Genomic DNA, 20,656 nt, shown 5'->3' with positions numbered 1-20,656 from the left:
GCTCCCACGACGACGGGCACCATGACCGACCGCATCACGCTCCGCTTCCTCGCCGCTCCGCAGGACGCCACCGCAGACGGCCGCAGCGCCCAGGCGGGCCGCGTCCTCGAGTGGATCGACAAGGCCGGCTACGCCTGCGCCGTGGGCTGGAGCGGCGGCTACTGCGTGACGGCGTACGTCGGCAACGTCCACTTCACCCGGCCCATCTCGGTCGGCAACCTGATCGAGGCGACCGCCCGCGTCATCCACACCGGGCGCACGAGCATGCACGTGCTGGTGCAGGTCGCGCAGGCGGATCCGCGGACCGGCGTCTACGAGGACGCGACGCACTGCCTCCTCGTGTTCGTCGCCGTCGACGACGGGAAGAGGCCGCGATCGGTCCCCGAGTGGAGGCCCCGCTCGATCGAGGACCTGTCCCTGGCCGAGGGCGCCGCCGCCCGCATCGAGGGCCGCCGTCGGCTGCACGACGTGATGCGGGCGCAGGAGTACACCGAGGAGGGCACCGGTCCGCGGATCGTGTTCCGCTTCCTCGCGGCGCCGGGCGACGTGAACTGGGGCGGCAACGCCCACGGCGGGATCGTGATGCGCTGGATCGACGAGGCGGCGGACGCGGTCGCGCAGCGCTGGACCGGCCGTGACGCGGTGGCCGTCTACTCGGGCGGGATCCACTTCTACCGTCCGGTGCGCATCGGGCACCTGGTCGAGGTGGAGGCGCGCCTCATCCACACGAGCGCGCGGAGCATGCACCTGGCGGTGCACGTGCGCTCCGGGGACCCGCGGACCGGCGAGCTGGAGCTGACCACGCAGTGCCGGAGCGTCTTCGTGGTGCGGGGCGCCGACGGCGCGGCCGAGCCGGTCCCGCCTCTCGAGCTGCGCACCGAGGAGGACCGGCGCCTGGACGCCCATGCGCGCGAGCTGATCCTCCTGCGAGCGGCGCTGCCGCCACTCCCGCTCGCGGGGACGCCCGGCGCTAGGGTCGGAGCGTGAAGCTGCCGATCCTCGTCCTCAACGGCCCGAACCTGAACCTGCTCGGCACCCGCGAGCCCGAGCTCTACGGCTCGGACACCCTCGCCGACGCCGAGGCGCTGGCGGCGGAGGCGGCCGAGCGGCACGGCTTCACGGTCGAGACCTTCCAGAGCAGCTCCGAGGGCGCGATCGTCGACCGGCTGCACGCGGCCCGCGGCACCGTCTCGGGAGTGGTGCTCAACGCCGGGGCGTACACGCACACGTCGATCGCGATCCGCGACGCCGTCCTCGCGACCGAGCTGCCGATGGTCGAGGTGCACGTGAGCAACGTGCACCGCCGCGAGGCGTTCCGGCAGCACTCCTACCTCTCGGACGTCGCGGTGGCCGTGATCGTCGGCGCGGGGATCGCCGGCTACGGCTACGCGGTGGACGTGCTCGCGCGAGCGGCGGACGCGCGATGAGCGGGCTCGGACGCTCCTTCGGCAGCGCGGTCGACGCCTACGACCGCGGGCGCCCCGGGTACCCGGACGACGCCGTCGACTGGATCGTGGAGCACGCTCCCGCGCGGGTGGCGGGCGCCTTCGTCCCGGAGCGGGCCCGTGCGGCGGGAGCCGATGCCTCCGCCCGGCTGCGCGCCGTGGACCTGGGCGCGGGAACGGGCAAGTTCACCGCGTCGCTCGCGTCCCGCGGCCTCGACGTCACCGCGGTCGAGCCCGACGCGGAGATGCTCGCGCGCCTCGCGTCGAATCTGCCCGGGGTCCGCCCCGAGGAGGGGACGGCCGAGGCGATCCCGGCCGCGGACGCCTCCGCGGAGCTCGTCACCGCCGCGCAGTCGTGGCACTGGGTCGACGCCGAGCGCGCGGGAGCCGAGGTCGCCCGGGTCCTGGTCCCGGAGGGCGTGCTCGCGCTGGTGTGGAACATCCGCGACGAGTCGGTCCCCTGGGTGCACCGGCTGGGCGAGGTCGCCGGAGCGTCCACCGCCGAGCGGTTCGAGACGCTCCGCCCGCCGCTCGGCTCCGCTCTGGAGCGGGTGGCGTTCGCCGCCTTCGAGTGGTCCTTCGAGCTGGACCGCGCCGGCGTGCGCGACATGTTCGCGTCCCGCAGCTATGTCATCGCGATGCCCGACGAGGAGCGCGACGCGGTCCTCGCGGCGGTCGACGCCGTGCTGGACGAGGAGTTCGGCGAGAGCCGGACCGTTGCGATGCCGTACTCGACGCGGGTGACGATCGCGCGCCGCTCCTCCTCCGCCTGACTCCGCGCCGCGCGCCGCGGACCGCCCCGCCCGCCGACTACCCTCGGAGGGCGCCGCACCGGCGCGAGCACCGAGAGCACGAGGAGAGACGCACGTGAGCATCATCGCCGCCGCAGACGGGTCCGCACTGGGCAACCCCGGCCCCGCCGGCTGGGCCTGGTACGTCGACGACGAGCGCTGGGCCGCGGGCGGCTGGTCGCACGGCACGAACAACATCGGCGAGCTCACCGCCGTGCTCGAGCTGCTGCGCGCGACCGCGCAGGAGGAGGAGCCGCTGCACATCCTCTGCGACAGCCAGTACGCCATCAAGGCCTGCACCGAGTGGCTGCCGGGCTGGAAGCGGAAGGGCTGGCGCAAGGCCGACGGCAAGCCGGTGATGAACGTCGAGATCATCAAGGCGCTCGACGAGGAGCTGCAGGGCCGGGCCGTCACCTTCGAGTGGGTGAAGGGGCACGCCAACCACCGGATGAACGAGGCCGCCGACGTCCGCGCCCGGAGCGCCGCGACCGCCTACCAGCGCCGGCAGCCCGTCGACGCCGGGCCCGGATGGCCGACCGCCGCTGCTCCGGCCGCCCCCGCCGCTCCCGCCGTCGAGGACTCCGCCACCCTCTTCTAGCCGCCCCCGCCCCCTAGGGCAGCCGCAGCAGGCCCGTCGCCACCAGCTCGCGCACCCGCGGCAGCACCGAGTCGGACACCGCCTCCTCCTCGACCTGGAGGAGCGAGGCGACCGCCGCGGCGATCGCCGCCACCGAGAGCTCGCCGTCGCAGGCGCCGACCACGGCGGCGAGCGCCGTGTCGACCTCCTCCACCCGCGCGAAGCCCCCGCCCTGGCGCAGCCGCAGCACCGTCGGATCGTCGTTGCCCGGCCAGTAGTGCCGCTCCTCCGTGACGTCTCCGGCGACCACCAGGGCGAGGCCGGCCAGAGCGCGGTCGTCGAGCGGGGCGAGGGCCTCGGCCGCGTCCAGGCAGGCGGCGAGGTGCCCGCCCAGGCCCGCGGTCGCCACCGGCGTGGTGATGCGCTCGAGGCGGCGGATCGGCGGGCGGGGCTGCTCGGGCAGGCGGAGCGTGACGTAGCCGAAGCCGACGCCGATCACGCCGCGCCGCTCGAAGTCGGTCAGCCAGGCGTCGACCAGCGCGTCGAACGCGGGGCCGCGGGTCGTGCCGCCGTCCCGGATCCAGGTCTCGGCGTAGACCGCCGGGTCCTGACGCTCGCGCTCCACGACCCAGACGTCCAGCGGAGAGGCGGTCCCGCCCATCCAGGCGTCGAGCCCCTCCGGCCCCGCCTCGAGCGCCTGCTCCAGCGGACTGCGGGCGTCGGCGAGCCAGTCCGCGATCCGGTCGAAGGCGTCCGCGCCCTCCCGGTACTCCCAGTTCCCCAGGAGCTGCGCGACACCGCCGGGGACCAGGTGCTCGGCCGCTCCGAGGATCACGCGGCGCACGATCTCGTCGCCCTCGAGCCCGCCGTCGCGGTACTCGTAGGAGGGGACGCCCTCGGCGCGCGGCGTGATGACGAACGGCGGGTTCGTGACGATGTGGTCGAAGCGCTCGCCCGCGACCGGCTCGTAGAGGCTGCCGAGGCGGAACTCGATGTTCTCGATCCCGTTGAGCGCCGCGGTGAAGGAGGCGAGCGCGAGCGCGCGCTCGGAGATGTCGGTGGCGACCACCTGCTCGGCGTGGCGGGAGGCGTGCAGCGCCTGGATCCCGCAGCCGGTCCCCAGATCGAGCACGCGGCCGACGGGCCGCTGGATCATCAGCCCGGTCAGCGTGAGGCTCGCGCCGCCGACGCCGAGCACGTGGTCCTCGTCGAGCGCGCGGCCGAGGGCGAGCTCCCCGAGGTCGGAGGCGATCCACCACGAGGCCGCGCCGCGCTGGTCGACCACGTCGTAGGGCCGCAGGTCGAGCGCCGCGGTGACGACGGCTCCGGCCTCGACGCGCACCAGGCCGAGCTCCACCGCTCCCTCCAGCGAGAGAGCGCCGAACGCCTCCTCCGCGTCGTCGGCCGAGACGGGATCGGCCAGGAGGAACAGGCGGGCGAGGGTGGCCAGCGCGTCGTGGTCGCCGCTGCGCTCGAGGGCGCGGCGGGCGGGGACCCGGTCGCCTCGGTGCAGCGCCTCGGCCGCTTCGTCGCCCCAGAGCCCCCGCACGGCGTCCACGCCGTAGCGGGCGCGGATCAGGTCGTCGCGCAGGAGGGCGATGCGGGCTCGGTCGAACGGGTCTGCGGAGAACACCGCTCCATCCTCCTGCACGCGGGTCGGCCGCCGGGGCCGCCGCGGCCGTACGATCGGAGTCATGCCGCTGACAGGAGAGTACGAACCCAGCACGTCCGAGTGGGCCCGCGAGCAGGCGGAGCTCTACGAGCGGACCGGCGGAGCCGAGGGCGACCTCCTCCGAGGCCGCCCCATCATCGTCCTGACCACCGTCGGCTCGAAGACCGGGAAGCTCCGCAAGACCGCGCTGATGCGCGTCGAGCACGAGGGCGAGTACGTGGTCGTCGCGTCCAAGGGCGGCGCGCCCGAGCACCCCGTCTGGTACGGCAACATGCTCAAGGAGCCGCACGTCGAGCTGCAGGACGGGCCGGTGAAGAAGGACTTCACCGCGAGCGTGCTCGAGGGCGATCTGCGCGCGGCCTGGTGGGAGCGCGCGGTCGCCGCGTGGCCGGACTACGCCGAGTACCAGACGAAGACCGAGCGGCAGATCCCGCTCGTGCTGCTCACGCCCTGGTCCTGAGCACGGCGGGCGGCTCGGCCCGTCGCCGAGTCGGCCCGCGTCCGGTCGAGGTCGCGCCGCACGGCAGGCGCCTCACGCGGGCGGCGAGCCCGGCGGATCCGATCCGGCCTCAGACCCGGGCGGCGATGAGGTCGAGGACCTTCGGGCTCGAGAGCAGCGCGAAGTGGCCGACCACCGACACCGCGATGTTCTCGCGCGCGCCGGCGAGGCGGCTCCCTCCGGGGATGTACTGGTCGCGCATGCCGTAGATCGACGTGATGCGGGCGTCGGCCTCGCGCTCGGCCAGCAGGGAGCGGATGAGCGGGCGGTGCGGCGCGAACTCGCGGAGCGCCCGCGCCGGGGCGATCCGCGCGAGCGACGAGCCGTTGAACGGGGTGGACACGGCGATCATCCGCTCGATGCGCCCGTCCTCGCGGTCGTCGACGACCATCATGTGCTTGCCGATCAGGCCGCCCTTGCTGTGCGCGACGACGACGACTCCGCGCAGATCGTGCTCGCGCAGGTAGTCCTGGCCGAGTCCGGCCGACGCGACGATCGGCCGCGTGTTGTAGCCGAGCGCCGGCAGCACGTGGATCGGACGGCCCGCCGCGTGCAGCCTCTCGGCGATGGGCCGGAGGAACTGCCACGTCTCGTAGATCCCGGGGATGAGCAGCACCGGAGCGCCGTCGCCGGACGCGTACCGCGACACGTCCCAGCCCTCCCGCAGGTGCACGAAGCGCGAGCCGTAGGCGTAGCGGTAGTCGCGGAGGTACGCGCGCCGCAGCGAGGTCGAGCGGCGCGGGCGACCGGAGTCACGCGCCGGCATAGGCCCGCTCCAGCTCCGCGATCTCGAGGCGGCCCATCGCGAGCATCGCCTGCAGTGCGCGTGCGGCGCCCTCGGGGTCGGCGCCTCCGAGCAGACGCGGGAGGACCTCCGGCACGATCTGCCAGGACAGCCCCCAGCGGTCGCGGAGCCAGCCGCACCGGCTCTCCTCGCCGCCGTCCGCGATCAGGGCGTCCCACAGCCGGTCGAGCTCGGACTGGCTGCCGACGGTCACGACGATCGAGACGGCCTCGGTGAACGGGAACCGCGGCCCGGCGTTGATCGCCTGGAACCGCTGCCCGTCGAGCTCGAAGGTCACCGAGAGCACCTCGCCGGGCGACGGGGAGCCGTCCGGCAGCACCTGGCTGCCGGTGATCCGCGAGTTCGGCACCAGCTCGGTGTAGAAGCGCGCCGCCTCCCCCGCGGCGTCGTCGAACCAGAGGAAGGTGCTGACCGCGCCCATCGGAGTCTCCGTCCTGCGCGGGAGGGTCTCCGCGGCTCCCTCAGTGTGCCGCGGAGGCGCCCTCGCCGCGACGGATCACAGCGGGTTGACGCCGAACGCCGTGGCCAGCTTGTCGATCTTCTTGGCGCGGCCCAGACGAGGCAGGTCGCTGCCGTCGCGGATGACGCGGCCGCGGGCCTCGAAGTCGTCGAGGAAGTCGCGGGCCCAGGCGACGTCGGACGGCGTCGGGCTGATGACCTCGTTGATCACGGCGAGCTGCTCGGTGTCGAGGCAGAGCTTCCCGGTGAGGCCGAGCGAGACCGTGAGCGCGGACTGCTCGCGCAGCACGGGGTGGCTGTTCGAGACGGTCGGTCCGTCGATCGGGCCGGGCAGGTCGCCGATCCGCGAGGCGACGACCAGGCGCGAGCGCGGATAGGCCATCGCGAGGTCGTCGGCGCTGGTGCCGGTGTCCCGGCGGTAGTCGCCGCTGCCGAAGGCGAGGCGGAAGGTGCCGCGGGCGCGGGCGATCGAGACCGCCTCCTCGATGCCGAGGGCGGACTCGACCAGGGCGAGCACCGGAGTGGAACCGCCGAGGCGGTCGAAGGTCTCGGTGACGTGCTCGGCGGCCTCGGTCTTCGCGAGCATGACGCCGGCGAGGCCGGGCAGGCCCTTCAGCGCGTCGACGTCGTCGGACCAGAACGGGGTGGAGTGGTCGTTGATGCGGACCCAGGCGCGCTTCTCGCCGGTCAGCCACTCCGCGACGTCGTTCCGCGCGTCGGGCTTCGCCTTGGGGTCGACCGCGTCCTCGATGTCGAGGACGATCTGGTCGGCGCGGGACGCGTGCGCGGAGTCGAACGTCTCGGTGCGGGTGGCGTTCACCAGCAGCCAGGAGCGAGCGATCTCGGGGGCGACGTCGCGCCCCTTCCGCTTCGCGATGGCGGTGGTCGTGGTCTCGGGCAACGTCACGTTCGGGTCCTCTCGGTGGCGCGGTCCTCGCTCCGCGGACGCCACCGCTCTGCGACGGCGCCGGGGACAAGGGTAGCGGCTCCCCGTCGGCGGGGCTCCGGGCGCTCCGGGGTCCGTCCACTCCGGTGCGGCGTCGCCCCGGGCGCTCCGGATCAGCGGCCCTCCGGGCGCTCCCACAGCGTCAGCACCGTCGTCGGCACCCGGATCCGCTCGCGCGCGACGAACCCCGTCTCGGCGAGCACCGTGTCCGCCTCGCCCGCGGGCAGCGCCTGCCAGACCCGGTCCTCCCCTGCGAGGGCCGCACGCAGGGCGTCGCCCTCCAGCAGGCGGTCGGAGTACGTCCCCGTCGTCTCGTACGCAGCAGCGAGGGCGACGTCGTCCACGCCCGCGAACGCCTCCGGATAGGCGGCGAGCGCCAGGCGGGGCCGGAGCGAGACCGTCCCGGAGGAGCCGAGGAGGACAGCGTCGCCCGGACGAGCCCGCTCCTGGACGGCGGCGGCCAGACCGCGGAGGTCCTGCCCGGCGGGCTTCCCGGTGACCGTGCGCATCTGCACCAGGACCGGCAGGGCGGCCACTGCGATCACGGCGAGGAGGGCGACGCCCGTCCGGCCGCTCCACGAGTCGAGCGCGAGGCCGAGGAGGACCGCGAGGGCGGGGGTGCTCGACGCGAGGTAGCGCGGGGTGAACATCGGCTCGAGGAGGAGGGTCCCGAGCACCAGCACCGCCGTCGGCAGCACGATCCAGAGGACGAGGGCCGGCAGGAGCGGCCCGCGCAGGCCGCCCCGCACCGCGGCGACCGCGAGGAGCGAGACGGCGGTCCCGGCCAGCCACCACGCGGATCCGAAGAACGGCTCGACCAGGACGGTGAACGCGGTCACGGGCTGCGAGCGGAGCCAGCCGACCTGGCCGCTCTGCCCGACCGCGAGGAGCAGCACCGGCACGGCGCCCAGCGCGGAGAGGGCGGTCGGCGCGAGAGCCCGCACGGCACCCCGGGGCGCTGCGGCAGCGGCGAGGGCGACGAGAGCCGGCAGCGCCAGCACGGAGTAGAGGAAGACGGCGTTCGCGAGACCCGCGACGGCCGCGAACGCGATCCAGCGCAGGGCGCCTCCGGAGCGGGCCGCCCGCACGACGAGGACCGCCGCGCCCACCACGAGAGCGGTGGCCAGAGCGGAGGAGCGCGCCTCGGTCCCCGAGAACGACGACCGCGGGAGCAGCACGAGCACCGCCGCGGCGAGGAGCGCCGCCCGGGGCCGATCGAACGCGCGCAGCAGGAGGACGACGCACGCCGCCGCCGCTCCCGTCGCAAGAGCGGACGGCGCGCGGACCGCGAGCTCCGACTCCCCGGCGAGGGCGATCCAGCCGTGCATCAGCAGGCCGTAGACCAGGTGCACCGCGTCCTTCTCCTGCACGAAGGCGAGGAGCTCCCCCACCGGGAGCCGTGCCAGGCGGAGGGTCGCGGCCTCGTCGTTCCAGTAGGAGGGGATCCAGGAGCCGACGAGGGTCAGCGCGCTCGCGAGGGCGAGGACGGCGCTCGCGGGCAGGGTCCGGAGCGCGCGCATCCCGCCAGCGTAGAGGCCTGGCTCAGCGCGCCGAGCGCTCGGCGAGACCCTTCGCGTACGCGGCCTGGCCGACGTGCTGCGTGTCGTCGTCGATCACCGAGACCAGCCGCACCCCGAGGGTCACCGGCGGATCCCACTGCTCGTCGACGACGCGCTCCAGGTCCTCGTCGCCGAGCGTGTCGAGGAGGGCGAGCGTCTGCCGGTGCACGGCGTCGGCGTACTCCGCGAGCAGCGCGGCGGGCACCGCGGCGAGCGCCGCCACCTCGGCCGGCTCCTGCCCGTAGCCGGTCTCGTCGGGTCCGAAGGGCAGGCCGGACCGTCCGTGGAAGCCGTCGGCCGTCCACACCTGCTCGTGACCGGCGAGCGGGGCGAGGTGGTCGTCCTGCACCCGGACCAGATGCCAGACGAGCCAGGCGGGCGAGTTCGAGCGGGCGTCCGCGCGGAACGCGAGCTGATCGGGGATGCTGTCGTCGAGGACGGCGTGCACGTTCTCGTGCACCCGGCCGAAGGCGTCGCGGAGGAGGTCGATGGCTGCGCTCATGCCGCCAGCCTGCCGCTCCCCCGGCCGCTGCGGCACCCCCTCCGCGCGCCTCGGAGGAAGTGCGGAGGCGGGTGCCCGATACTCGGCCCGTGACCTCCGGATCCTCGAACCTGGCGACGAAGCCGTGGCTGACCTCCTACGCGGAGGGCGTGCCCGCCGAGATCGACCCTCCCTCCCAGACCCTCGTCGACCTGCTCGAGGACTCGGTCGCGCAGTACCGCCGCGGCACCGCCCTCGAGTTCTTCGGCGCCGAGACCAGCTACGCCGAGCTCGGCGAGCAGGTCGCGCGCGCGGCGGAGGGCCTGCGGCGCCTGGGCGTGCGCGTCGGCGACCGCGTCGCGCTGGTGCTCCCGAACTGCCCGGAGCACGTGGTGGCGTTCTACGCCGCTCTCCGCCTCGGAGCGATCGTGGTCGAGCACAACCCGCTCTACACGCCGCGCGAGCTGCGGCGGCAGTTCGAGGACCACGGCGCCCGGTTCGCGGTCGTCTGGGACAAGATCGCCGACGTCGTCGCGACCATGCCCGCCGACCTGGGCGTCGAGCGCGTCGTCTCCGTCGACCTCACCCGCTCCCTCCCGCTCGGCAAGCGTCTGGCGCTGCGGCTCCCCCTGCCGTCGGTGCGCCGGTCGCGCGAGAAGCTGACCGCGACTCCCCGCAGCCGCTCCCTGGTGCCCTTCGCGTCGCTGCTGAAGAACCGCCGCATCGCGCGCTCGCACCCCCGCCCGGTCCTCGGCGACACCGCCCTGCTGCAGTACACGAGCGGCACGACCGGGACGCCCAAGGGCGCGATCCTCTCGCACGCGAACCTCCGCGCGAACGCCCTGCAGGGCCGCGCCTGGGTTCCGGGCCTGCGCGAGGGCGACGAGACGTTCTACGCGGTGCTCCCCCTGTTCCACGCCTACGGGCTGACGCTGTGCCTGACCTTCGCGATCAGCATCGGCGCGAAGGTGGTGCTGTTCCCGACCTTCGACGTCGGGCTCGTGAAGGCGGCCGCGAAGTCGTCGCCGCCCACCTTCCTCCCCGCAGTGCCGCCCGTGTACGACGCGCTGGCCCGCGCCTCCGAGCGCCACGAGCTCGACCTGCGCGGCATCCGCTTCGCGATCTCGGGAGCGATGAGCCTGCCGGTCGCGACGGTGGACCGCTGGGAGCGCGCGAGCCGGGGCCTCCTGGTCGAGGGCTACGGCATGACCGAGAGCTCGCCGGTCGCCCTCGGCAACCCGGTGGGCCCGACCCGGCGGCCCGGCACCGTGGGCGTGCCCTTCCCCAGCACGACGATCCGCCTCGTCGACCCCGCGGATCCGTCGATCGACCGCGGCCCGGGCGAGTCCGGCGAGCTCCTGCTCCGCGGGCCGCAGGTGTTCCAGGGGTACTGGAAGCGGCCGGAGGAGACGGCCGAGGCCCTCCTCCCCGGCGGCTGGCTGCGCACCGGCGACATCGCGACCGTCTCGGCCGACGGCTTCGTGACGATCGTCGACCGGGCCAAGGAGCTCATCATCACCGGCGGCTTCAACGTCTCCCCCTCCGAGGTCGAGGGAGTGCTGGAGTCGCACCCCGACGTGACCCGCGCGGCCGTCGTCGGGCTCCCCCGCGAGGACGGCGGCGAGAGCGTCGCTGCGGCCGTGGTCCTGCGGGCCGGGACGGCGGTGGATCCGGAGGCGCTGCGCGACTTCTGCCGGCTGCACCTCACGCCGTACAAGGTGCCCAAGCGGATCGTCCCGGTGGACGAGCTGCCGACCTCGCTGATCGGCAAGGTGCTGCGCCGCCAGGTGCGCGAGAGTCTGCTGGACTGAGGCGACCGGAGCGGGCGGTGGCCCGCGAGGAGGAGGACGACATGGCGAGGATCGTGCAGTACGAGCGGATCGGCGGACCCGAGGTGCTCGAGACCGTCGAGGCGCCGGAGCCCGAGGCGGGGCCCGGCACCCTGGTGGTCGCCGTCCGCGCGGCCGGCGTGAACCCGATCGAGTGGAAGGTGCGCTCCGGTCTGCGCCCGAGCCCGCCGTTCGAGGGTCCGCGGAGGCTCGGGTCGGACGGCTCCGGCCTGGTCTCCGCCGTCGGACCGGGCGTGACCGGGTGGAGCGTCGGCGACCGGGTGATCGTCAGCGGCGCCACCGGCACCTACGCGACCGCCGTCGCCGTCTCCCCCGACTCCCTCGATCCGCTCCCCGACGGACTCGGCTTCGAGGAGGCGGCCGCGCTCGGCATCCCGGTCTCCACCGCCTATCAGGCGGTCGTCTCGCTCGCCGTCGCCGAGGGATCGACGTTCGTCGTCCATGCGGGCGCCGGAGCGGTCGGCCGGGCGGCGATCCAGTTCGCCGTCGACCGCGGAGCCCGGGTGATCGCCACGGCGAGCCCGGCGAACCACGATGCGCTGCGCGCGCTCGGAGCGGTGCCGGTCGCCTACGGGCCCGGACTGCTCGAGCGGCTGCGCGCCGCGGCGCCGGAGGGCGTCGACCGCGTGCTCGACGCGGCCGGGACGGACGAGGCGCTCGCCGCCTCGCTCGCGCTGGTCGCGGATCCGCAGCATGTCGGCACTGTGGTCGCCGGCCCGCAGGCGGCAGAGCTGGGCATCCGTGCCTGGAGCGGCGGCAGCCCCGTGCCGCTGACCGAGGAGGAGCAGCGCCTCCGCCGCGAGGGCGTGCCGCTGGCCGCCCGGCTGGCGAGCGAGGGGCGCTTCTCGGTCGAGACCGGTCCGCGCCTCCCGCTCGAGCAGGCCGCCGAGGCGCACCGGCTCAGCGAGGACGGCCACGTCCGCGGGAAGATCCTGCTCGTCCCGTGAGCCGGGCCCGCTCCCGGCATCCGTCTCCCCCACCGCTTCACCGCTCTCACCGTCGAGAAGGAGTCCCCGTGTCCACTGACGACACCACCCCCGTGATCCTGGGGGGCGCCCGCACCCCGTTCGCCCGCTTCTCCGGAGCCTTCGCGCCGCTCTCGGGCGTCGAGCTCGGCGCCGCCGCGATCCGCGGGGCGCTCGAGCGCGCGGGCGCCTCCGCGGCCGACGTCGACGCGGTCGTGCTCGGCCAGGTGATCCAGGCCGGGGCCGGCCAGGGCCCCGCCCGGCAGACCGCGGTCCTCGCGGGCCTGGGCTGGGACGTCCCGGCGGTCACGATCAACAAGCTCTGCCTGTCCGGCCTGACCGCGGTGATCGACGCGGCACGGATGATCCGGCTCGGCGAGGCGCGGGTGGTCGTCGCCGGAGGGCAGGAGTCGATGACGAACGCACCGCACCTCCTGCTCGGGTCCCGCTCCGGCCTGGGTGTCGGCCCGCGTCCGCTCGAGGACGCGCTCCTGCACGACGGCCTGCTCGATCCGTTCGACCGCCGCCTGATGGGGAGGGTGACCGACGACGGCAACGCCGAGCGGGGCATCCGCCGCGAGCGCCAGGACGCCTTCGCCGCGCTCTCGCACCAGCGGGCCGCCGAGGCCCGGTCCACCGGCGTGCTCGCCGAGGAGATCGTGCCGGTCTCGGTGCCGCAGCGGCGCGGGCCGGACCTGGTCGTGTCCGCCGACGACGGGATCCGGGAGGACAGCACGGTCGAGACGCTCGCCCGGCTGGCCCCCGCGTTCTCTCCCGAGGGCACGATCACGGCGGGCAGCTCCTCCCCGATCACCGACGGAGCCGCCGCCCTGGTCGTCGTGTCCCGCGGCTGGGCCCGCGAGCGGGGACTGCCCTGGCTCGCGACCGTCGCCGAGCACGGGCAGGTCGCCGGACCGGACAACTCCCTGCACTCGCAGCCGTCGGCGGCGATCCTCCAGGCGCTCGGCCGCCGCGGTGCGATGGTCTCCGACCTCGACCTGATCGAGATCAACGAGGCGTTCGCGTCCGTGGTCCTCCAGTCGGCGGACGACCTCGGCGTCGAGCCCGAGGCGGTCAACCTCGACGGCGGGGCGATCGCGCTCGGACACCCGGTGGGCGCCTCCGGAGCACGGCTGGCCCTGCACCTGGCGCTGGCCCTCCAGCGCCGGGGCGGCGGACTGGGCGTCGCCGCGCTCTGCGGCGGAGGCGGCCAGGGCGAGGCGCTGATCCTCGAGGGCTGACCCGCGGGCCGCCCTCAGGACCGGTTCGGCGCCTCCGGTTACGCTCACGGGATGAGCATCCTGAGCGCCGACGGCCTCGCCTTCGTCACCGAGCGCCACCTGGCCACCCTCTCCACGCCCGGCCGCCAGGGCCGCCTGCACGTGGTCGCCGTGGGCTTCACCTACGAGGACGGCGTCGTCCGCGTCATCACCTCGCGCGAGAGCCAGAAGGTGCTCAACGTCCGGCGCGGCGGCACCGCGACGGTGGGGCAGGTCGACGGCATCCGGTGGCTGAGCCTCGGCGGCCCCGCGTCGATCGAGGAGGAGCCGGACGCCGTGCAGCACGCCGTCGAGCTCTACTCTCAGCGCTACCGCACCCCGCGCCCCAACCCCCTGCGCGTCGCGATCCGCATCGACGTCGACTTCGCCCTCGCCTCCTCCGGTCTGCGCGCGGAGTAGCCGGGTGGCCCGCGGCGACGCGATGGGCGGAGTCGGCGCCGTCTCCTCCCTCCGCACCTACCGCTACGTCCGCCTCTCCCTGGTCGCGGCCGTGGTGCTCCTCGCGGCCGGCCTCGTCCACCAGCTCGTCGTCGGAGGCCCGCTGCGCTCGATCAGCGCCTCGTACTACACCCCGGTCCGCTCCCTCTTCACCGGGGCGCTCTTCGCGGTCGGCGTCGCGCTCGTCGTCCTCGCCGGGAGGAGCGTGCGGCGCTTCCTCCTGCTGCTCGCGGGCATGACGGCGCCGGTCATCGCGATCGTGCCGGTGCCCCTCGCCTCGGAGGAGCTGCAGCGCCTCCTGGCAGCGGCGTGCCCGGAGGGAGAGGCGTCGTGCCTGCCCGCGACGGCCGCGGCTGAGGTCGCCGCGTCCCTGCCGGCCTACCTGGTCACCGCTGCGGCCGTCCTCGTCGCTTCCGTGGTCCTGCTCGCCCTCGACCGGGTCGTCGACCGCTGGGCGCTCGTCCGCACTGCGATCGCCGCCGCCCTCTTGATCGCCCTGGCCGCCTGGAGCACGCTCCCGTCGTTCCTGCGGCTCGGCCACTACGCCGCCGCCGGCGTCTTCTTCCTGCTGATCGCCGTCACCGCCGGTCTGCACGCCGTCGCGGTGCGCTCCGAGGGGGCGAGCGGTCCGGGGACGCCGCGCTTCTACTCCCGCTGCTACGCCGTTCTCGCGGTGCTGATCGCCGCGGTCGATGCGGCGCTGGTGGTCCTGCTGCTCACGGGGCGGGGAGCGGAGCTGCTCGGCGAGCAGTGGCTCCTGCTCGGCGAGGCGGTCGCCCTCGCCCTCTTCGGGGTCTTCTGGGTGCTGCAGACCGTCGAGAACTGGGACCGCGCCGACGTGCTGCTCGTCGCCCGGGGCTGAGGGGGGCCGGTGCCCCCCTCAGCCGCTCAGCGCTTGAGGGTGATGGAGGCGCTCCGCCCGAGGTTCCCCGCGGCGTCGTAGGCGTGCGCGACGATCGCGTACCGCCCGGCCGGGTAGGACGAGGCCGAGACGGTCAGGCGCCACGTCCCGTCCGACGCCCTCGTCGCGTCGCCCAGCCGCGTCGCTCCGCTCCAGAAGCTCAGCCGCGTCGTGCCGACGTCGTCCTGGGCGCTGGCGACGAGGGTGACCGAGCCGCGCACCGTCGATCCGCTCGTCGGCGCGGTGATGACGGTCCTCGGAGCCGTCGTGTCGCGGGGCGGAGCGGGCGAGTCCGTGGGTGCCGGAGCCGGAGCCGCTGTCGGCGCGGTCGTGGGAGCGGGAGTCGGCGTCGGGGCCGGTCCGTCGCCGAGGCCCCAGGCCGTCCACAGCTCCTCGGCGATCATCGCCTGGCCGGCGACGTTCGGGTGGAAGTAGTCGACGTCCGTCGAGAGCTGGTCGAGCGAGATCGGAGCCGCCGTGAGGGCGCCGCCGTCCCACACGCAGTCGTTCGCGGCGGACGCGCAGGCCGATTCGAGAGCGGAGTTGAAGTCGGCCTCCCGGTCCTCCGCCGCCGCGAGCGACGCGGTGTAGGCCGAGCCGGTCAGCGGGGCTCCGGTCGTGGCGTCGACCCCCCGCTGGGTCCGGCAGACCCCGCCCCAGGCCCAGATCGCGGCGCCCGGCGTCGGCCTCACGGCCTCCCACTCCGACTCGATGTCCGGGACGGAGCCGACGAGCACCGTCGCCTCCGGCCACTCCTCGCCGATCGAGCGGAGGATGCCGGTCGCCGACGCCACGAAGGAGGCGGCCGGCGTCATCGCGTAGCCGTCGCGGGAGTCGGGCGTGAGGCTCAGCGAGCAGAGGTCGTTGCCGCCGATCAGCAGCGTGACCACGTCCGGCTCCTCCCCGGCCGCGACCGCGGCGTCGATCCGCGACTCGACGCCGCTGATGACCGCGCCCGACTTCGCGTAGTTCACCGCGCGGACGGCCGTCCGCGGGTCCGCCGCCGCCATCCGGCTCGCGATCGAGTCGACCGCGGGCGCCGATCCCGTCGCCCAGGAGTTCTCGACGCAGTCGCGGTTCACCCCGCAGGTCGTCGCCGCGCGCGTGATCGAGTCGCCGAGCGCGAGCAGCGTCTGCGTCCCGGATGCCTCCGCCGGCGGTGCCGCGAGCAGCCCCGCCAGGAGCGCGAGCGCCCCCATGCCGACTCCTGCCGCCCTCCGCCGTGCCCTGTGTGCTGTGATCCCCATGTCGTCCCGTCCCCTGGTCGTCCGTCGTTCGGCTGCCTCGCGTACTGCGAGAGCACGAGGGGCGAGCGTACGTCGCCGCCGCTCCCCCGACGGATCGGAGGAGGGCGGCTCCCGTCTGGCGCGGCCCGGATGGGGGACAAACGCGACCCCCTCGAGCGAGCAAGAGGGACAGGAGAGAACCGCGGCACACCCGGCGGGCACGGTCAGCCCGCCCTAGCGAAGGGGCCGCGGAGAGAACGCAGAAGGCTCGCTCTCTTGAGCGGGCCTTCTGCGGCGATGAATCGATTCCGGCCCGACTCGAGAAGATGGCGACCTCTGACGGCTGCAGTCATTGCAGCCCGACGAAGAGCACGTCCTGAGGCAGGACGGGCCTTCGATGAGGAAGAGATCGCCGAAATACGTCAGCGGCAGATGCCGAGCAACCGAGTCTCGTCGCAGAGAATCTTGAGATCGGCACTAGGATTCGACGCGCTCACGATGAGAGGGATCCGATGGCCAAGCAGGAACGAGCGATCGCCACGCGAGAGACGCTCGTGATCGGCGCCAGCCGGGTCTTTGCTCGCTTGCACTACGAGACCGCGCGCGTGGCAGACATCCTCGAGGAGGCTGCGGTCACACAGGGAGCGTTCTACTTCCACTTCCCCGAAGGCAAAAAGCAGATCGCCCAGGAGCTGATCACGCGTCAGGAGAAGCAGTTCGTCAGAGTACGCGAAGAAATCTCGGACTCCGGACTCGACGGCCTGTCCGGCTTACTCGAACTGACTGACGCGCTCGGACGGTTGCTCCGGTCGGACCACGTTGCACAGGCCGGGGCACGCCTCGTCATCCAGGCGTCCACAGTGTTTCCAGAAGCGACCCGGACCTTCGACTCTGCATGGATACAAGCGATCAGCTCCTTTCTCCACCGGGCGGAGGGTGAAAAGACTTTGAGAGGGGACGTCGATGTCCCGCTGTCCGCGCGAACGATCGTCTACCTCTTCACCGGTGCGCAGGTGAGTTCCTTCGTGAACGATGCCTGGGAAGACCTACCCTCTGCGCTTGAGACGATCGAACCCTTCGTCACCCGGTCCCTGGCAGCCGACGGATTCGTTCGATCACATCCGAACACCTAGCCTCTCGGCACTCGAGGCGGAGAGAGGACACGGGTCTTCCGCGTACTGACGAAGTCGTGGGCTCCGATCTCCCGAAGGGCTGCGGGCACCCCCACGAGAGGTCGATCGACGACCGCTCGCCGGGCCGCCTGCAGAGTCCTAGCGATGACCGGGGGGCGGAGCGGATTGCAAGCAGGCCTTTCACGGACCTCGCGCGAGCGCACAGCACTTCGGCCATCGGGCGGGGCCGAGGAATCAGGGGCGTGGTAGCGACCGGGGATGAAGAAGAGGCCTCGAGGACGCGGTATGCCGGCTCCTCCTGAGCCCTGACCGACGAAGGGGCGAACGACTCCTCGAGACGTATCGCGTCCTCGACGACGGCTGCCACGGGATCACAGTGTCCATCGAGTGGGGATCAGCGGCGCGCGTCGAGGACGAATCTCGTCGAGCGGGCTCGAATACACAATACGAAGATGTGTTGTCATGAGGTTGTCTCCGAACAGTGACGGTGGTATGTTTTTGTCACACGCCAAGCAAGCAGGTTTTTGGTGAACGGCAAGCGGAAGTCGTTCTGGTCGCGCAGGAAGGGCGATCCGCCCTGGTTCACCACATTCGACGGATTCAATTGGATTCCGACCAGCCTTGGCGCCCTCATCGGGCTCGCGCTCTTCGTCATCATCGTCGTCGCGCTAGTCGACTGGTTGGTGGCGTGAGTAGTGGGCCCGCCACGACGGAGAGCTCGAGGCGCTCGAAGTCCAGGACCACCGAGATCGCCGAACTACTGTTCGTCGCGGCCCTGAGGGGACGTATGTCTGGGGCGCAACGAATGTCTCGAATCAGGGCGATCAGCGTACACACGCGTTGAGCCTCGACGAATGAAGAGGCATGGCAAGCGGGACATGCAGCCTCTCCCCGGCCGCTCACGAGCGAACTAGCCCGCCTTGCCCCGGTCGTCGTCCTCGTCGCTCTTCGGCCGGCAGACCACGAGCCGTCCAACCTTCTGGTCCCCGTCATGTGTGGGGTGGGGCTCGTCTGCTACGCCTATCCGCTCGCATCTGCCAGAAATACGACCCCTGCGTTGAAGGCGCGATCTACCGCTTGTGCGGAAAGAACGTCACGTTCGAGTGGCCCCGCATCCCTCAGACCGTGCTCTGCGACTACTTCACCTAGCGCGGACGCCGCTGCAAGCAGAACCGCTTTGAGCGCCGCGCGCTGCTCGCGCACCGTGTCGAGGACCGGATCGGTGCGCTTTCCAGCGCATCAGGATCAGCGGCGGCGAAGCAGGCCGCGTCCAAGCCGTGCCCGGTCGGGTGTTCGACGCGCTGGCCGCGTTGACTGGCGATGAAAGGCGAACCCTCGCTGCGCAGAAGGCGAAACTGCAGCGAAGAAGGTGAAGCTCCTCCGGTTCCCGTACGCCGAGGTGGACCAGCTCGACCGGCTCAAGGCTGAAGACGACCGCAACCTCGGCGGCCACCTCGATCGAGAGTCGACTCGACGCTTCGGAGACGACCTCGAGCAGGCGAAGTGCCGGGTCGGCTGCGTGCTCGGCATCCCGATCGGCGCCGGCGAGGTCTCAGCCAAGGACGGACGGCGGATGCTCGACCCGGCCCTGTTCGACCGCAGCACCATCGATGATGAGGAGAACGTCTCTGCCGGATCGAAGCAGATGAGCTCCACGATCCTCACCCGGACGCGAGGCGCAGCGACGAGAAATCGCGGCCGCGCGACGCAGGTCACGGTTTTCCCGCTTCTTCTGTGGTGGATCCGAGGGGATTCGAACCCCTGACCTCTTCATTGCGAACGAAGCGCGCTACCAACTGCGCCACGGACCCGTGCCTCTCGAGCCGTCACCGGCCCGAACAACTCGTCCACACTAGCACGGACGAGCGGGCGCCTCGCACCCGCGTCAGGCCCCGCGGCGGCGCTGCAGCGCCTGGTCGAGGTCGATCGCATCGACGCCGTCCACGACGCCCATCGCGGCGAAGCGGGAGGAGGGGCGGGGCGCCTCGGGAGCGGGAGCGGCGGCACGCGGGACGCGCAGCGGCGCCACCTCGGGAGCGGTCGCGGCGGCGCGCTGGGCGAGCTCCGCCTCCGCCGCGGCGGTGCGCAGGCGCTCCACGGCGTCGATCGAGGCCATCGCGGAGGCGGCGACCGTGCCCCGGGAGAGGTAGAGCGGCTTGGGGAGCGGCTGCGGCGTCCAGCTCGCACGGTCCTCGGCGAGCTCCTCGGAGTCGTCGTCCGCCTCCTCCTCGGCGAGCTCGGCCTCGAAGACCTCGGCGCGCCGGCGCTCGGTCGCGGCGGCCGTCGTCGCGGTCGCGGCCGGAGCGGCGGCGCGGCGGCGTCCGGGCGCCAGCAGGATCAGCGTGCCGAGCCCCGCGACGGCGAGGAGCAGGCCGACGAGCGGCACCGCACCCGTGCCGCCGAAGGGCAGCATCACGAGCCCGACCAGCGCGGCGACCGCGCCGACCAGCACGGCCAGCGCGGCGCCCTGGCGCCAGCGCAGGACCGAGGGCCCCGATCGCGTGCTCCGCCGTGCGCTCGCGGTCGCCCGTCGCAGCGCGTCGCGCGCCGCCTTCTCCGCCTGTGCCAGCTCCATCGCCTGTGCCTTCTCTTCGGCTCGTCGTCGTGTCTCGGTCACCCGGAGCCGGCGCTGCTGCAGCGCCACCTCGCGGGCCGTCGCCTCCGCACGCACGTGCTCGGGCACTTCCGCGGTCTCGGCGAGGATCCGCAGCGTCTGCTGCAGCCTCACCGCGTTGCGCTCGGTCGCGTTGTACGACCGCCTGCGCATCCACGTGGGGATCAGGTAGGCGACCCACAGAACGGCGGCGAGCGCCCAGACGACGCCCCCGCCCAGCCAGTCGCTACTCATGCGGACAACGCTAGGAGTACCGGGCACTCCCGTCCGTCATTACGGGTAGGTGTGTCCGTGCGGATCGCGGATCAGCCGGGGCCCCGTCGGAGGGACACCGGCGCCGTCGGAGGGCCCGGAGAGGCCCGAGCGGCGCGAGGCGCGGAGGTCCGCGTCGGTCGGCACGCCGACGTCGGAGGGGACCTGCCCGTCGAGGTAGCGGCGGAGCACGCCGCGGGGCACCTCCTCCGCCACGAGAGCGAAGCAGAAGTGGTCGCGCCAGTCGCCGTTGATGTGGATGAAGCGCCGCCGAAGCCCCTCGTAGCGGAAACCGAGCTTCTCGACCACGCGCAGGCTCGGCCGGTTCTCCGGGCGGATGCAGATCTCGATCCGGTGCAGGCCCAGGTCGAGGAAGGCGTGGTCGGCGGCGAGGGCCACGGCGATCGGAGTGATGCCCCGTCCGGCGTAGCGCTCGGACACCCAGTACCCGATCGAGCCGGAGGACAGCGAGCCGTATCCGATGTTCGAGATGTTGAGCTGCCCGGCGAGCTCGCCGTCCCAGTCGATGAGGAACGGCACTCCCCCGCCGGCGCGCGCGTTCTGCTGCAGCGAGCGGATGCTGGCGCGCACGTCGAACGCGGCGCCTCCGCGGGGGTCGGACGCCTCCCACTGGCGCAGCCACGACCGGTTCGCGATCAGCTCCCGCTCGAGAGGGCGGGCGTCGCGCACGCGGATCGGGCGGACGGTGACACGACCCTCGGTGAGCGTCGGGATCGGGAGCGGCATGATGCGACCCTACTGC

General features: G+C 73.4%; 22 protein-coding genes and 1 tRNA gene. 13 read left to right on the top strand and 10 right to left on the bottom strand.

Going from position 1 to position 20,656, the window contains the following annotated elements; translation table 11 throughout:
- The first annotated feature begins 21 nt into the window (after positions 1 to 21).
- From C5D44_RS14015 to C5D44_RS14000, 4 genes are all read left to right on the top strand, one after another.
- Complete coding sequence (locus C5D44_RS14015) at positions 22 to 987, top strand: acyl-CoA thioesterase (protein WP_104282023.1); 966 nt, start codon at positions 22 to 24, stop codon at positions 985 to 987.
- On the top strand, positions 984 to 1,427 hold the full coding sequence (gene aroQ / locus C5D44_RS14010) for a type II 3-dehydroquinate dehydratase (protein ID WP_104275366.1): 444 nt from the start codon (positions 984 to 986) through the stop codon (positions 1,425 to 1,427). Before C5D44_RS14015 ends, aroQ begins: the two co-directional genes overlap by 4 nt.
- A complete protein-coding gene (locus C5D44_RS14005) occupies positions 1,424 to 2,218 on the top strand; it encodes a class I SAM-dependent methyltransferase (protein ID WP_104282022.1) in 795 nt (264 codons plus the stop codon). The genes aroQ and C5D44_RS14005 overlap by 4 nt, the downstream gene beginning before the upstream one ends.
- A gap of 94 nt (positions 2,219 to 2,312) precedes the next feature.
- A complete protein-coding gene (locus C5D44_RS14000) occupies positions 2,313 to 2,834 on the top strand; it encodes a ribonuclease H (RefSeq protein ID WP_104282021.1) in 522 nt (173 codons plus the stop codon).
- Between the two features lie 13 nt (positions 2,835 to 2,847).
- Here C5D44_RS14000 and C5D44_RS13995 read toward each other — a convergent pair whose 3' ends face one another.
- Positions 2,848 to 4,446 (bottom strand): methyltransferase, encoded by a 1,599-nt coding sequence (locus C5D44_RS13995; RefSeq protein ID WP_258067991.1) that lies wholly within the window; start codon positions 4,444 to 4,446, stop codon positions 2,848 to 2,850.
- 61 nt (positions 4,447 to 4,507) lie between these two features.
- On the opposite strand from C5D44_RS13995, the gene C5D44_RS13990 reads away from it, so the two are divergent.
- The gene (locus C5D44_RS13990; RefSeq protein WP_104282019.1) at positions 4,508 to 4,945 is read left to right on the top strand and encodes a nitroreductase family deazaflavin-dependent oxidoreductase; all 438 of its coding nucleotides are present in this window, start codon (positions 4,508 to 4,510) and stop codon (positions 4,943 to 4,945) included.
- A gap of 109 nt (positions 4,946 to 5,054) precedes the next feature.
- Here C5D44_RS13990 and C5D44_RS13985 read toward each other — a convergent pair whose 3' ends face one another.
- From C5D44_RS13985 to C5D44_RS13965, 5 genes are all read right to left on the bottom strand, one after another.
- The gene (locus C5D44_RS13985) at positions 5,055 to 5,750 is read right to left on the bottom strand and encodes a triacylglycerol lipase (protein WP_104275371.1); all 696 of its coding nucleotides are present in this window, start codon (positions 5,748 to 5,750) and stop codon (positions 5,055 to 5,057) included.
- Entirely contained in the window at positions 5,737 to 6,210 is a 474-nt protein-coding gene (locus tag C5D44_RS13980; RefSeq protein WP_104275372.1) for a VOC family protein, read from the bottom strand. The genes C5D44_RS13985 and C5D44_RS13980 overlap by 14 nt, the downstream gene beginning before the upstream one ends.
- Positions 6,211 to 6,285: 75 nt before the next feature.
- Positions 6,286 to 7,149 carry a CoA ester lyase gene (locus C5D44_RS13975; RefSeq protein WP_219812832.1) on the bottom strand — a complete coding sequence of 288 codons (864 nt, stop codon included), beginning with the start codon at positions 7,147 to 7,149 and terminating at the stop codon, positions 6,286 to 6,288.
- A 158-nt stretch (positions 7,150 to 7,307) separates the two neighbouring features.
- The gene (locus tag C5D44_RS13970; protein WP_104282018.1) at positions 7,308 to 8,714 is read right to left on the bottom strand and encodes a glycosyltransferase family 39 protein; all 1,407 of its coding nucleotides are present in this window, start codon (positions 8,712 to 8,714) and stop codon (positions 7,308 to 7,310) included.
- 22 nt (positions 8,715 to 8,736) lie between these two features.
- A complete protein-coding gene (locus C5D44_RS13965) occupies positions 8,737 to 9,255 on the bottom strand; it encodes a DinB family protein (RefSeq protein WP_104282017.1) in 519 nt (172 codons plus the stop codon).
- An 89-nt stretch (positions 9,256 to 9,344) separates the two neighbouring features.
- On the opposite strand from C5D44_RS13965, the gene C5D44_RS13960 reads away from it, so the two are divergent.
- The 5 genes from C5D44_RS13960 to C5D44_RS13940 all read left to right on the top strand — a co-directional run bounded on the left by C5D44_RS13960 (position 9,345) and on the right by C5D44_RS13940 (position 14,629).
- Positions 9,345 to 11,045 carry a long-chain-fatty-acid--CoA ligase gene (locus C5D44_RS13960; protein ID WP_104282016.1) on the top strand — a complete coding sequence of 567 codons (1,701 nt, stop codon included), beginning with the start codon at positions 9,345 to 9,347 and terminating at the stop codon, positions 11,043 to 11,045.
- Between the two features lie 41 nt (positions 11,046 to 11,086).
- Entirely contained in the window at positions 11,087 to 12,031 is a 945-nt protein-coding gene (locus tag C5D44_RS13955; protein WP_104282031.1) for an NADP-dependent oxidoreductase, read from the top strand.
- A gap of 68 nt (positions 12,032 to 12,099) precedes the next feature.
- A complete protein-coding gene (locus C5D44_RS13950) occupies positions 12,100 to 13,290 on the top strand; it encodes an acetyl-CoA C-acyltransferase (RefSeq protein ID WP_104275374.1) in 1,191 nt (396 codons plus the stop codon).
- A gap of 51 nt (positions 13,291 to 13,341) precedes the next feature.
- Positions 13,342 to 13,728, top strand: a complete 387-nt coding sequence (locus C5D44_RS13945) for a pyridoxamine 5'-phosphate oxidase family protein (protein ID WP_104238325.1) — start codon at positions 13,342 to 13,344, stop codon at positions 13,726 to 13,728.
- 4 nt (positions 13,729 to 13,732) lie between these two features.
- The gene (locus C5D44_RS13940) at positions 13,733 to 14,629 is read left to right on the top strand and encodes a hypothetical protein (protein WP_104282015.1); all 897 of its coding nucleotides are present in this window, start codon (positions 13,733 to 13,735) and stop codon (positions 14,627 to 14,629) included.
- A 26-nt stretch (positions 14,630 to 14,655) separates the two neighbouring features.
- On the opposite strand, the gene C5D44_RS13935 is transcribed toward C5D44_RS13940, so the two are convergent.
- Entirely contained in the window at positions 14,656 to 15,867 is a 1,212-nt protein-coding gene (locus C5D44_RS13935; RefSeq protein ID WP_181118518.1) for a GDSL-type esterase/lipase family protein, read from the bottom strand.
- 539 nt (positions 15,868 to 16,406) lie between these two features.
- On the opposite strand from C5D44_RS13935, the gene C5D44_RS13930 reads away from it, so the two are divergent.
- From C5D44_RS13930 to C5D44_RS13925, 3 genes are all read left to right on the top strand, one after another.
- On the top strand, positions 16,407 to 17,027 hold the full coding sequence (locus C5D44_RS13930; protein WP_104282013.1) for a TetR/AcrR family transcriptional regulator: 621 nt from the start codon (positions 16,407 to 16,409) through the stop codon (positions 17,025 to 17,027).
- Between the two features lie 527 nt (positions 17,028 to 17,554).
- On the top strand, positions 17,555 to 17,719 hold the full coding sequence (locus C5D44_RS18140; protein WP_181118517.1) for a hypothetical protein: 165 nt from the start codon (positions 17,555 to 17,557) through the stop codon (positions 17,717 to 17,719).
- 677 nt (positions 17,720 to 18,396) lie between these two features.
- Positions 18,397 to 18,792, top strand: coding sequence for a hypothetical protein (locus C5D44_RS13925; RefSeq protein WP_104282012.1), 396 nt, complete (start codon positions 18,397 to 18,399; stop codon positions 18,790 to 18,792).
- Here the strand turns inward: C5D44_RS13925 and C5D44_RS13920 are convergent.
- The 3 genes from C5D44_RS13920 to C5D44_RS13910 all read right to left on the bottom strand — a co-directional run bounded on the left by C5D44_RS13920 (position 18,763) and on the right by C5D44_RS13910 (position 20,640).
- Positions 18,763 to 18,838, bottom strand: a tRNA-Ala gene (locus C5D44_RS13920). The two genes, C5D44_RS13925 and C5D44_RS13920, sit on opposite strands and share 30 nt — an antisense overlap.
- 74 nt (positions 18,839 to 18,912) lie before the next feature.
- Positions 18,913 to 19,875, bottom strand: coding sequence for a hypothetical protein (locus C5D44_RS13915; protein WP_104282011.1), 963 nt, complete (start codon positions 19,873 to 19,875; stop codon positions 18,913 to 18,915).
- Positions 19,876 to 19,914: 39 nt separating this feature from the next.
- Positions 19,915 to 20,640: a GNAT family N-acetyltransferase gene (locus C5D44_RS13910; RefSeq protein WP_104275380.1), complete on the bottom strand. Its 726-nt coding sequence runs from the start codon at positions 20,638 to 20,640 to the stop codon at positions 19,915 to 19,917.
- Between the last annotated feature and the right edge of the window lie 16 nt (positions 20,641 to 20,656).

The sequence above is a fragment of the Rathayibacter sp. AY1B5 genome (genome assembly GCF_002932795.1).
Classification (GTDB): domain Bacteria; phylum Actinomycetota; class Actinomycetes; order Actinomycetales; family Microbacteriaceae; genus Rathayibacter.
This window is presented reverse-complemented; position numbering and strand designations above follow the sequence as displayed.